The sequence below is a fragment of the Halopseudomonas sp. Lyrl_26 genome, from assembly GCF_051948695.1.
GTDB lineage: Bacteria > Pseudomonadota > Gammaproteobacteria > Pseudomonadales > Pseudomonadaceae > Halopseudomonas > Halopseudomonas formosensis.
The window spans coordinates 671950-684182 of record NZ_JAYJLH010000001.1; the positions used below are offsets into that span (position 1 = coordinate 671950).

9 protein-coding genes are annotated in these 12233 nt (G+C 52.3%); 4 read left to right on the forward strand and 5 right to left on the reverse strand.

Annotated elements, in window-relative coordinates; all coding sequences use genetic code 11:
• The first annotated feature begins 23 nt into the window (after window positions 1–23).
• From VF673_RS03275 to VF673_RS03290, 4 genes are all read left to right on the forward strand, one after another.
• On the forward strand, window positions 24–1025 hold the full coding sequence (locus tag VF673_RS03275) for a YqaJ viral recombinase family protein (protein WP_440290850.1): 1002 nt from the start codon (window positions 24–26) through the stop codon (window positions 1023–1025).
• A 73-nt stretch (window positions 1026–1098) separates the two neighbouring features.
• Window positions 1099–2052, forward strand: a complete 954-nt coding sequence (locus tag VF673_RS03280) for a recombination directionality factor (RefSeq protein ID WP_440290851.1) — start codon at window positions 1099–1101, stop codon at window positions 2050–2052.
• Window positions 2053–2112: 60 nt separating this feature from the next.
• A complete protein-coding gene (radC, locus tag VF673_RS03285) occupies window positions 2113–2613 on the forward strand; it encodes a RadC family protein (protein ID WP_440290852.1) in 501 nt (166 codons plus the stop codon).
• A 253-nt stretch (window positions 2614–2866) separates the two neighbouring features.
• Window positions 2867–3643 carry a hypothetical protein gene (locus tag VF673_RS03290; protein WP_440290853.1) on the forward strand — a complete coding sequence of 259 codons (777 nt, stop codon included), beginning with the start codon at window positions 2867–2869 and terminating at the stop codon, window positions 3641–3643.
• 149 nt (window positions 3644–3792) lie between these two features.
• Here the strand turns inward: VF673_RS03290 and brxL are convergent, their stop codons facing one another.
• Genes brxL through VF673_RS03315 form a run of 5 tightly spaced genes read right to left on the reverse strand, consistent with a single transcriptional unit; the run spans window position 3793 to window position 12190 of the window.
• The gene (gene brxL, locus VF673_RS03295; protein WP_440290899.1) at window positions 3793–5835 is read right to left on the reverse strand and encodes a protease Lon-related BREX system protein BrxL; all 2043 of its coding nucleotides are present in this window, start codon (window positions 5833–5835) and stop codon (window positions 3793–3795) included.
• A 6-nt stretch (window positions 5836–5841) separates the two neighbouring features.
• The gene (gene pglZ / locus VF673_RS03300) at window positions 5842–8160 is read right to left on the reverse strand and encodes a BREX-1 system phosphatase PglZ type B (protein WP_440290854.1); all 2319 of its coding nucleotides are present in this window, start codon (window positions 8158–8160) and stop codon (window positions 5842–5844) included.
• 60 nt (window positions 8161–8220) lie between these two features.
• Window positions 8221–9714, reverse strand: coding sequence for a hypothetical protein (locus VF673_RS03305; RefSeq protein ID WP_440290855.1), 1494 nt, complete (start codon window positions 9712–9714; stop codon window positions 8221–8223).
• Window positions 9715–9758: 44 nt separating this feature from the next.
• Window positions 9759–10616 carry a hypothetical protein gene (locus tag VF673_RS03310; RefSeq protein ID WP_440290856.1) on the reverse strand — a complete coding sequence of 286 codons (858 nt, stop codon included), beginning with the start codon at window positions 10614–10616 and terminating at the stop codon, window positions 9759–9761.
• A complete protein-coding gene (locus VF673_RS03315) occupies window positions 10616–12190 on the reverse strand; it encodes a DUF3696 domain-containing protein (RefSeq protein ID WP_440290857.1) in 1575 nt (524 codons plus the stop codon). The genes VF673_RS03310 and VF673_RS03315 overlap by 1 nt, the downstream gene beginning before the upstream one ends.
• Window positions 12191–12233: the final 43 nt, after the last annotated feature.

Below are 12233 nucleotides of genomic sequence, written 5' to 3' on the forward strand. Positions count from 1 at the left end.
CAAATACTGAACTGGAGTGCATTATGGAAGCCCATAATCTGCAGCCTATGGCTGTGCCTTACCGTGCCCTGCGTTTGGTCAACACCAAGAACATGGAGCGCGAAGAATGGCTGAACGTCCGCAAGCAAGGCATCGGTGGTTCTGATGCAGCGGCGGCTATCGGCCTGAACCCCTACAAATCACAACTGGAACTCTGGATGGAGAAAACCGGGCGTGACAAGGAAATCCCCAAGCCCGATCCAAATGATGACAGCACCCCGATATTCTGGGGCACGGTCCTGGAGCCTATTGTAGCGGTGCAATACGCCAAGAAGACCGGCAACAAGGTGCGCCGGATCAATGCCATGCTACAGCACCCCAACCCTGACCTTCACTGGATGCTGGCCAACCTTGACCGTGAAGTGATGGGTAACCCAGAAGTGCAGATCCTGGAGTGCAAGACAGCGGGGATCAATGGTGCCCGACTCTGGAAGGAGGGTGTTCCCGAATACGTACAGGTCCAGGTGCTTCATCAGTTGGCAGTCACCGGCAAGCAGGCCGCTGATGTAGCCGTTCTGATTGCAGGTCAGCAGCTGGAAGTATTCAGGATCGAGCGTGACGAAGCCATGATTGCTCAGCTGATCGAGCTGGAACGGCAATTCTGGCATTACGTTGAAACCGATACGCCCCCACCAGCAGACGGCTCTGCTTCTGCGGACCTGGCCCTTCGTTGCTTATTCCCTCGCGACGATGGCGAAGCGTTAGATATGACGGAGAACTCGGAGCTTAATCAAGCCTATGAGGAACTGAAGCAGATCCGCCGCGAGATTGCTGAGCAGGAAAAGCGCGAATCCAGCCTGAAACAGCAACTGCAACAGGCCATGGGCACGTCCTCCGAAGCGATCTTTGTCAGCGGCTCTGTCACCTGGCGCAAAGCCAAGGACAGCCTGAGTTTTAACACCGCAGCCCTGCTCAAGGACCTGCCGCACCTGCAGGAAAAGTATCAGACGCTGCGCAAAGGCAGCAGACGTTTCCTTATCAATTAACCATCACACCACAAGCATAAGCCCCCAACTGCACCAGGCAGCCGGGGGCTTATGCGTTTATGGGAGAAACAACGTGCTCAAAGGTCTAGCAATCACTCCGCCAGTTGCCGGGCGGATCTCTATCGGTCGAGTCACCGAAAAGAACGGCAAGCGATTACCGGAAAAGGACGACCAGTTCACCATCACCAGCCAGATCCAGCACCGCCAGGAATGGCTGCTGCATCCGCTGAATCAGACACTGAGAGAAACCAATCCTGAGGAGAAGCTCCGGCGTATCCCCATCCGCCTGATGTTCAATGACCCGGTACTCAACTTCCGCGCTGAATACAGCTTATTTGACCGCAGCACCGGACGGCCGATGTGCATAGGCGACGGTGAAAGCTGTAAACGCATCACCAATGAAGGAATCCAGACCCTACCCTGCCCCGGAGCAGACACCTGCCCCCTGGCGCAGCATTCCGGCTGCAAGCCCTACGGACGCCTAACAGTACAGATTGATGACGGTGAGAACACCGACAGCTTCATCTTCCGCACCACCGGCTTCAACAGCATCCGCACGCTGTATGCACGGCTGCATTACTTCAGCGCCCTGTCCAACAACAAGCTGGCCTGTCTGCCGCTGGAGCTGCGTTTGAGAGGCAAGTCCACCCGGATGAGCCACGGAACCGCCATTTTCTATGCGGACATTACCCTGCGCAGCAATATGATCATGGAAGAAGCCCTTGCATCGGCCAACGCTCTCCACCAACAACGAGTCGCCGCCGGTTACAACCAGGAAGCCCTGGACGCGGCTGTCCGCCACGGCCTGAGCAATGGCGTCTTCGAAGAGGATGAAGATGATGTAGCCAGCTTGGTGGAAGAGTTCTACCCCGAGCAACCAGCCCATGCAGAAGCATCCTCCGCAATTCAGGAAGAACACCAGTCCCAACCGACCCACAACCTGGCGGACAAGTTACAGCAAAAAGCTCGATCCCAGACCGCAAGGAAGGTCTCTGCTACCGAAAACAACCGCCCCACCAGGCATTAGCCACATCCCCATCGATACAGCCGCCGCCCAGGCGGCTTTTTTACATCTGGAGAAAAGACCATGAGATTCCACAAGCTGAAAGCCGGTAGCGAACCCGGCACTTACATCGTGGCCAGCTCGGAGGTCACAGAAGAAGACATCATGACCATGGCCAAGCAGCTGTCACGCAAGCGCCTGAGCCGAGGTCGAACCATATCCAGCGCCATTGAGGTCAAGGACCATTTGCGCAACCTGATGCACGAATACGAAAGCGAGGTATTCGGTCTTTTGCTGCTGGATACCAAACACCGCATCCTGGCCTTCTGTGAACTCTTCTACGGCACGATAGACTCAGCCACCATCTACCCCAGGGAAGTAGTCAAAGAAGCCCTTAAACACAACGCAGCGGCCGTTATACTGGTGCATAACCACCCCTCCGGAGACTCTGACCCAAGCCAGGCTGATAAGCTGCTGACTGAACGTCTCAAGAACGCACTGGCACTGATCGACGTGCGGGTGTTGGATCACATCGTGGTAGGGACGGATAGCTGCACCTCGTTGTCCGAGTGCGGTTATCTGTAAATACGCACATCTGGCGGCGAAAGCTGCCAGATGTTTTTTTGCCAATTTTAGCGCATAGTTAGCTCCCCCTAGATTCCGCCCCGGTCATGCGCGGCGGACACGCTCTTGCATTTGTTGAATCTACTGCAAAATCCCGTGAAAAGAGCAATTGCAACGCAAGCGGGGCGGGAAGATAGTAAAACCATTGTCGGGAAACACTACTCGCAGCATCGAGAACGCTGGCGACCAAGAAGAAATAGCTAGGAAGGTGTAAATGAAATCTTTTGAAAAATCCCAAGAATTAATGCTTAAAATAATTAATGAAGCGATGATTGTTTTTCCAGCCCCACTAAACATAGAAGCTAGTAATCTAGTATCCCAAGCCCCATCCATAAAAGATTTTGAAAACATTTTCAGCTATTTAGCAACGCACGACTCACCAAGATATGAGACAACTAAATACTCATTAGAAGAGCTCCTTAAAAAAGTTGAATCAGAGCTAAAAAAGGATAAAAAACAACTTTTTGAGGAGAAAATTTCTGCGCATGAACTCTTGCTTGCCAAAACTTCTGTCGGGAAAAATCTTTCAAAAGAAGAGCTACGCTCTTTTGCAGAAAGCAAGATGGATCAGTCCGCTGAAGAAATAAAATCCGAACACAACAATAGCCTTGATTCGACAAAAAAAGAAATAGTCGAGTTAATAGCGCAACTGGACGACTATGAGTCAAAAATGGAGAGCCTGAAATACACCCTTATATTCTTGCACTCCGAAGGCTATCTGAAAACCATAAACATCAAGGGCAAGCATTACACTTCCAACCTTCGTCACGCTACAAGGGTAGACCCTACTGTGGAAGGCAGAATTTACAACAACCTTGAAGAGGAAAACTTCATCCTTACAAGCAAATCTCTTGCAATACTAAACAAAAGCATAGGGAAGGACAAAAAACCTCTTTACAAGACAATTAATGAATGGGTGGAATCCGCATTCACTCTTCCAGGCGCAGTTTCCACTACGACTGGACTTTTATCAACATTTCTTGGGGGTTAATCTCCACGGACAGCGAGAGGCCCCTCTCACTGTCCTACCCTCCCTCGTATAAATACAAGTGGATCTGGTCTCGCTGGAAACTGAGGTACCTTTCTCCAAGAATATTGTCATCACTGACCGGAAGACTAAGCCTCCACAGTCCAAAGCTCCTACTCCACAATCGCCTTCAACAACGCATCCCGCGCATCCTGATAAAACTGGATATCAATCTTGGTCGCCATGTCATCCGACAGGTCATACAGCTGGCGGCGGGCGGTGACCGGTATCAGCAAAGTACCAGCCCCCTTCTCTATCGCCAGCTCAGCGATGTTCACCGCATTGCTGAGGGGTTCGATAGAGCCGCCCAGGTTGATCTCTCCGACCACGATCAGGCCACCCTTAACAGACTTTTTCAGCAAGCTGCTGCACATGGCAATCAGTGCTGCCATCCCGAGCTTGGAACCGCGCTTGGCAGCATCAAAAGCGCGCAGCTGTACAGAGAACTCATGGGCGCGTGGGTCGCGGTCACCGACCAATTGCCCTGCCCGTGAATACAGGTTCTGCTCGGCGTAACGCACTGACTCCTTGAACGCAGCGGGTGCCGGGTTGTTGAGAATCCTCACGCCAGAACCAGGCCCCTCGTTGACCTCGATGCGGTAAAGACCGGCGTTGTCTTCCATGTCGGCACCACCCTCACTGATAGTCCAGATCTGGCCCGGCTCCAACGGGTCATCGCCGATCTCGTTGTCAGCTCGCAGCTCAGGCGTCGCCACGAATTTCTCCACGCCATCATCACCGATGAAATAGCTGAAGTGGGTATTGCGGAACTCGGCAGCACCGACCCGCTTCTGCTGCTCTTTAACCCGGCGGCGTACTTCAAGGCCCAGCCGCGTCGCCCACTCCAGGTCTTCATCGGACACCGACATTTCCTGGCTGGGATACATAAGCTTGAGTAAGCCAGATACAGTTTTGTTGACCGCGTTGGTATCACGCCCACTGAGCGCGCCACCCAGGTGGACTCGATTCTGCATCACCGACACACGGCTCTCGAACCGGAGGCGGCTCATGCACTCGGAGAAGAAGTCACTGACCAGACCAAAATGGTCAGTAGTCAGATCCTTGTTCATCTTCGGCACATCCCAGCCAGGCAGGTAGCAGTGGATCCGGTCCATCCAGGCGGTGTCATCGCGCATTTCCGGCGGCAAGGGGCCAAACAGATGCCCAACCCGTTGTTGGTGCTCGACATCCACATCAAAGTTGCCGACAAACACCATGGAGCCATCCGCACGGATGCTCTCCTTGCCACGGCTGAATTCACCTGACTCCATGTAGCCCTTCATGATGTTGATCCCTTCCTTGGTGTCGAAGGAGATCCCACTGACTTCATCAAAACAGACCACATCGTACTGGCACACCAAACCGCGTTGGCCGCTGGCGTTATTCACGAACATCTTGGCGATGGTCGCCTTGCCACCGGAAATCAGATGCGCATAGGGGGAGATCTGCTGGAACAGGTGGCTCTTACCGGTACCACGCGGTCCCAGCTCCACCATGTTGTAGTTGCGCTCAACGAAGGGCACCATCCGCAGCAGAACGGCGTCTTTGGCTCGCTGGCTCAACGCGCTGGGCTCAAGTCCAATAGAACGAATCAGAAAATCACGCCACTCTTCGCTGGTGAAGGTGCTGCGCGCCTCGGCCATCACATCCAGCACATTGCGTTTGGACATCTGTATCGGCCGCAGCTCGGAGATACCAAAAGCGTTGCCCTTCTCTTCAGCGATTACACTGTCGTACTCCAGTGTGACCTCAGCATAGAAGCCGCCGGTCAACAGGCGCTCGTTGTCATCAACGATCTTGTCGGCAATGCGTACACGGTTCAGGTTCAGGCTTGGCAGGCTGGCCAGATAGCCACCCTCTTTCTCCACGAAGCGCACGCTGACAATATCGATCAGCTTGGCCTCGCCTTCCTTATAGGCCCGCGCCTTGAACAGCTCTTCTTCACCGGCACGAACCGTCCTGGATGACAGTTGGCGCTGTACGATCTCCAGCCCTTCCTCGATCTCGTCCGGATCGGTCGATGCGCAGTAACGACCCAGCATGAACTCGACCACATAGGTCGGTACCGGGAATTGGCGGGCAAAGGTTCGGACCAGATCCTTACGGACCAGATACCCCTCAAAGGCATCAGCGGCCTTGTGATCCAGCGTGTCCATTTCCACTTATTCGTCTCCTACCAGCGTTGGCTTCTTCGCCAACACGTTACCTTGATCGTCCAGCAACACCAGCACTGCAGAGCTGCCCTCGTACTGATCGTCCACCATCAGGCTGCATTTGCCTTTTTTCAGCGGCTTGCGTTTGCTGATTTCAGAGTCCGGATCGCCCGGGTGGGTTCTCAACACAGCCAGTACGCCGTCTGCCTCGGTCTCTGCCTGCACTCTGCAGGTCAGACCGAGCCAGCGAATATCCGACAGCGTCGCAGTAACCGCAGAAACCGGCATGGCAGGCTGTGAACTGCGTATTTCGATAACCGGCGTCAAGCATTCCTGTAAGCTCAAACCACCGTGATCATAATGCTGTCCGGCCTTGAAGCTACAGGCTCCGGGGGCAACAGCGACACTCACCGCACTGTTCCAGTACCAGCCCACTTGCTGGTAACCACTATCCACCGAATCCTTGATCAGTGCGCAGCGGCTCCAGCGGGTCTCGGTCAAGTGCTTGGGCAGATCAACCTTGCTCATGGGCTTGGGTGTCAGGACCCAACCGTGGTCAGTGACGATGCGAATCTTCTGCCATCCGGCGGCGATCAGTTCCTCAACACGCTCCACCACTTCATCAAGCAAGATATCGATGCGTGAGGCGAGCTTCAGACCCCGCACGTGGCCTTCTTTGTCGATATCACCGCTTTGCAGCCAGGCATTGGATGTCGGGTCACCCGACTCCCCTTCTTCCAGGTATTGCCAGCCTTTTTCCTGCAGCAGCTTCCTCAGGTAATAGGCTGAGAAAGTCTTATCTTCATCCAGCAGGCTCGGCTCAAAATCACGATCTGTAGTGCGGCCTGTCAGTCGCTCATGTACCGGCGTTATAGCCGCCTTGGCGGTCGCCGTCACCGAAGGCATGGCTGACCAGTTATGTCCCGGTCGCACTTCACCCAGCCCCTGCAGTTTCAGCATCAGTCTCTGGGCAGTGTCATAGCGCAACCCATCTACAAAAAACACTGCCTCGCCAGTAGCCGCATACTCAGCAACCGCCTCATTAATTTGATCAGCTCCCGGGTACCCCTTGCTCCGCACCAAGCCTTGGAAATTACGTGTGACGCCATCCAACCAGGGCGTATAGATCACATCAAGAATGCCTTGTACCAGCGATTGCTCTGCCGCCGGCAAGGGATAAGCCAGCGCCTTCAAAGCTTGATCATCCGCCTGCCAGTAGCGATCTCGGTACTGCGCAGCCATCTCTTCGGGATCCGCACCGGAAAACACCGTTGCCGTATGCGTGGCGATTTCAGCCAGATGTTGCAGTACCCCAGCCAAAGGTGACATGTCCAAGGCAAACCAGATCCACTGGCGACGCTCGGCATGTCGACGCTCAAGCTCTGCAATAGCCAGACGCGCCTTGGCCGGATCCATCTGAAGCAAGCGTGACAGCTCAGCCTCCAGCTGCTGTTCCTCGTTGGCATTGATGGACGGATAGCTGGCACCGCTGGCAGCCAGATCAGCCTGCACCTTCATCAGCAACTGCGGCAGCTGCGGGTAGTGATGGCAGGACTCAATAAAGCGCTGCCACACGCCCTCCCAGGCCCCCTGGCGCTGGCACAATAACTCCGCCGCTGTCAGTTCTCCGTCCTGGTCTGGATGGAAGCTGTATTCACTTTCACAAATACCGACCAAGGCTTGCCAGCGTGAAGCGTCCCAGCGCTCCCTGCATACCTGGCTGTCATTCATCCAGCTAAGCAGATCGCGTACCGGATCGCTGCTGACCAGTTTGTTGAAATCTGCAGCTTCCAGGCGGCGATTACTCAGATCATCGCGCTCGCTATCGAGGATTTCGGGCAACACACGCAGCATGGCCTGCTGGGTTTTCTCATCCTTGGCCACATCCAGCCCGGCACCGCCATTTGCCGAGATCAGGAAAGCATTCACAGTCCAGTCCCGACCGGAGTTGCTGTAGATCCACCAGCAACCGCGATACTGCAGCTCCGCAAGCGGCTTGAGCGGTTCTGGGCAGTCAGCAATGGCGCGCAAGTCACGGCGCTCATAACCCGGCAGATAAACGATAGGGGTCCGGTCAGCCGGTAGCTCTATATCCGGCAGCACACCCTCAACCACACACTTGATCCAGATCGCCGGTCCGGTTTTACGCTCGGGGGCATAATTACCCAACACAATCAGCTCGGGCAGCGCAGCCTGTAACAACGGCAACGCTGACTCCCACTGTCGCTGTTTGTCAGTCCAGAGAATGACGCTGGGGGCTTCTTGCACATTCGAGTTGTAGGCAGCACTGGCCCGAACTTCCTGGGCCAGCAGGTCAATCAATTTCATATCTGTCCTTTCAGGAGGTGCCAAAATCAGCGAATCATCTTGGTTTAATTCAAGGGGGCGTCAGCGATTTTCAAAATACTCAACTGATAGCCGCTGGGCCTCAGCTATTTGTTGGGGTGTCATCGCCGCTGAAAGAACATTTCGTGGTTCTCTGGCCTCGGCATAGGTCACAGCCGCAATGTTGTACCAAAAATATGCTTTCACTAAGTCCTTTGGCACCCCCTGACCTGTCGCATACAGACGGGCAAGATATGCTTGCGCTTTGTCATTTCCCTTTTCTGCTGCCATTAGATACCACTTTGCAGCTTCCTCGAAGCTTTGTGGTACGCCCTCGCCAAACTCATACAGCAGTCCCACGTTGAACTGCGCCCCAACATTCCCTCCCTCAGCCTCCAAGCGATACCACCTCATTGCTTCCCGGAAGTCTTGCGGCACCCCTTTGCCGCTCACATACAGGCCACCCATCTTCGCTTGAGCTTCGCTATACCCCTGTTCAGCGGACATGAGATACCATTTCGCTGCTTCTTCATCACTGAGTGGTACCCGTTCGCCTTCTGCATACATATTCCCCATAAAAAACTGGGCTAACGCGCTACCACCCTCAGCTGCTAAGCGATACCAACTTACAGCCTCCTCAATATTTTGCGGTACCCCATTACCATTCTCTAGCATAAGAGCCAGATTGAGTTGCGCCCTGGTATCTCCTTGCTCAGCCGCAAGGCGGTTCCACTTCGCAGCCTCTTCTTTATCCACATCAACACCCTCGCCAAACCCATAACCATAATAAAAGCCAAGTTTTGACTGGGCTTCGACATCACCCTGCTCAGCGGCAAGGTGATACCATTTCACGGCCTCCCTAGTGCTTCTTTGTACGCCATCGCCTGTCTCATATAGCCAGGCCAGCAAGGACTGGGCTGGGGCGTACCCCTGCTCAGCAGCCAAACGAACCCATTTCACGGCCTCATTTATATTCTTTGGTATGCCTTTACCCCGCCCGTGTAACACACCCAGGGAGAACTGGGCTTCGCTAAACCCCTGCTCAGCTGCTAGGCGATACCATTTCTCTGCCTCTTTTACGTTCTGGGATACCATCTCACCCTGCTCATACAACAGACCAAGAACATATTGGCCTTCTGGTACTCCCTGTTCTGCCAGCATGCGCACGTCTTCATAACTAAACGCCAACGCATCAACAGAACACATCAATATCAAATAGAAAAAGATTGAGCGCAGTGAGTGATGAAACTTCATACTAAGATTCCTTTCTTTGGCAGGCCTATTACGCGGTACTACGCGTGGCTCGCACTTGATTTCTGGTCCGCACTTGATTCCGTAACTGAGAATTCGGTCAGCTCCGCCCTGTCGTGTCACCCATGGCTGCAACCGTTCTTCAACCATTTCACTAAGCATGCGGAAGTAATCGACAAAATTGCTCTTCCCAACGCCATTAGCGCCAATGAGGACATTCAGGCCCTGCAGACGGAGCCGATCCAAATCCCTGATGGATTTGAACCCTTTGATAGTCAAGTAATCGATGGGATTTTTTGTGCTCATGATTCTATTCTCTGCATGACCATGCGTGTGCGGCCTGATACCAATCAATCGGCCTTGAGTCGATAGTCTGTAGCTTCATTACGCAACAGCTCACTGTACTCATCAAAGTAGCTGGCGTGCAGTGCTCTCGGCATGGCTGAAAAGTCCACGCGAACGCTTTCGTCGACCTGAAACCCTTTGTCATAGTCTACGCCTCCATGAATGTTGAAGACGTACCTTCCATGCATTTCTGCCTCGCCTGCAAGAGGATAAACAGTCAAGCTGCAGCCTTGAACCATATGTTGACGTAGATGCCGCTGAGCGAGCGAGTCAAAGCTTTCCCGCGTGGCAAAGTGCTCTAGCTTGCAGAAAAAAACGTAATTGGTATCTTTTGAATCCGGATGCTGGAGCAATGCCTGCAGGAATTTTATGTACTTAGCCTTCCCCAGACTGAAGTAGGGATCGATAAAAAACACTTCCAAACTGGTTTTCAGGATGACATCCATGTATTTGATGATGTTCTCAGCTGTTCCATAGTCCCGAGCACCATCAGATATGGGCAACTCCCCATCGGCCACATCGTCGAGAGTGAAAATCTGTTCCGAGCCCACATCATCGTTGCACAGAGCACCGTGCAAGCAGTTCTGCTCGATCAGATGCAGAGAGTTTTCCAACCAAGTCTTATTGCCGTCATAAGGCAGGCCAAGCTTCAGCAATGCATGCTTGTTTTTTTCAACCAGTGCCCGCACTCGCTTCCCTTCCAGTTCAGAGAAACCGGCAGCAGTATCGAACAGCTCCCTTAGAAAGGATTTTGGCAGTGCGGCCAAAAAACGCCCCTTATCGAAGCCGAAGCTATTCAGGACGATGCCCACCTCGGTAGCATTGGTGAAGATTTTGGGCGAGACGGAATAGAACCTATTCATCAGAATAGCTCCTGGTCTCGTTCTTCAAAAAAACCCTCAGGCCATTTATCGAGAAAATCGCCATTTTTTGAAATGCGCAAATGCTTATAGGCCGTGACACCTTTTTCGTCCTTGACGGCGAAAATCACATTTACATCATCCGCCAGAAGAGCACGCTCCTTGAGCAGGTTCTTGGTCTCATAATTCTTCCGTATCACCTTCAACATGCGGAGAACAATAAGCTCGCTGTGTGTTTCTATAATGTAGTTTCTAGCCTTGTCATTCGTGATAAACGAATCGATAAAAATTTGAGCCATGCTGGCTTGTAACCTTGGATGCAGATGAAGCTCAGGCTGCTGAATATAAACCGAGCCACCAAAAAACCCAGATAAGGACATGTAATAAAGAATTGGCAACACCTGGGATACACCGGTACCAACATCAGAAAAGTCTATCAACTGCCCCGAGGCGATGTCCTTTAGCATAAGCTTGGAGTACTGCAGGCCACCCACATCACTAACCCGTGATACTAGAGAACTAAAACCATTCTCTTTCACAGACTTAAACTCATCCATTCCGACAAGGAACTTAAAGTCCCCGCAAAGCTTATACCCGCTATTCAAGTATTTTGGTTCGCCAAGCCACTTATTTATCCTTACCAGCTCGCCCATAAAGCTCGGACTTTCTAACTTCTCCTCTAAAACAAGTGCTTTCAGCTTCTCCCAATATTCTTCACCAGCATAGCGATCACCCTCCAGCCGCTCCTTACCCTCTCTGATATCCCCTATATATTTTATTTTTGAGGCTTCCGATACAAAATGATGAATACCTATAGCAGAGAAAAAAGCCAGAATATATCCAACATCAGACTCATTCTCTCCCCAAAAATCATCAGCCTTCGACCACCTGTATCGCTCCATAATAGGGTTTGTGAAAAAAACACCATCTGGCTCTAAGGCGAACTCGCGCAAATCTTTACCACTAATAAAACTGGACACCTCCAACCCACCCAACAACATCCTAATTAGCTCATGATTCTTATTGAAGGAAATCAACAGCGCTCCTTCTTGCTCAGAATACACCTCAGCAAAAACCTCAAGCTCAACTAACCCAGAATCTCCAATTCTGCCAAGACCGATCTCGGTCTTGGTGTCATATTTTTCATCTCGACCTGAGAACCCCTCCTCATGCCACTCGTACTCAACACGAACCAGGGAATCAACCAAGTATTCCGAGAGCAATGATACGTATTCGTTATCAGTATCGACATCTATAATTGACCCAAACCCACCATCAACTAATGAATCACTAATCATGTGTTCAATTATGTAATTTTTGTCGCCATAAGCATCTGAAACAGCGAAGCAATATGCAAGCCTCACCGGCTCAGAGTTTTCGCGCGCACGAAAGTTAATCCACTTTTCGGGCGGACTGTTAAATGCAGGCCCCCTGTGCATATTCAAACCCATTTCCAGTGCATCTTTAATAATGCTCTTTCCGCTTGAATTATTACCATACACAAGGGTGATCCCGCTTAAGGGTACTTCTTGCATAGTCCTAACGGACTGAAAGTTTTCCATTCCTATTGTCAACATGCAGCCACCACCCCTTGTATATACGGACGCTTTGCTTTCATCA

What these genes read in the sequence shown, in the direction of transcription:
- brxL (WP_440290899.1), bottom strand. Translation starts at nt 5,835, where the DNA reads ATGGACACGCTGGATCACAAGGCCGCTGATGCCTTTGAGGGGTATCTG.
- pglZ (WP_440290854.1), bottom strand. Translation starts at nt 8,160, where the DNA reads ATGAAATTGATTGACCTGCTGGCCCAGGAAGTTCGGGCCAGTGCTGCC.
- VF673_RS03290 (WP_440290853.1), top strand. Translation starts at nt 2,867, where the DNA reads ATGAAATCTTTTGAAAAATCCCAAGAATTAATGCTTAAAATAATTAAT.
- VF673_RS03315 (WP_440290857.1), bottom strand. Translation starts at nt 12,190, where the DNA reads ATGTTGACAATAGGAATGGAAAACTTTCAGTCCGTTAGGACTATGCAA.
- VF673_RS03275 (WP_440290850.1), top strand. Translation starts at nt 24, where the DNA reads ATGGAAGCCCATAATCTGCAGCCTATGGCTGTGCCTTACCGTGCCCTG.
- VF673_RS03310 (WP_440290856.1), bottom strand. Translation starts at nt 10,616, where the DNA reads ATGAATAGGTTCTATTCCGTCTCGCCCAAAATCTTCACCAATGCTACC.
- radC (WP_440290852.1), top strand. Translation starts at nt 2,113, where the DNA reads ATGAGATTCCACAAGCTGAAAGCCGGTAGCGAACCCGGCACTTACATC.
- VF673_RS03305 (WP_440290855.1), bottom strand. Translation starts at nt 9,714, where the DNA reads ATGAGCACAAAAAATCCCATCGATTACTTGACTATCAAAGGGTTCAAA.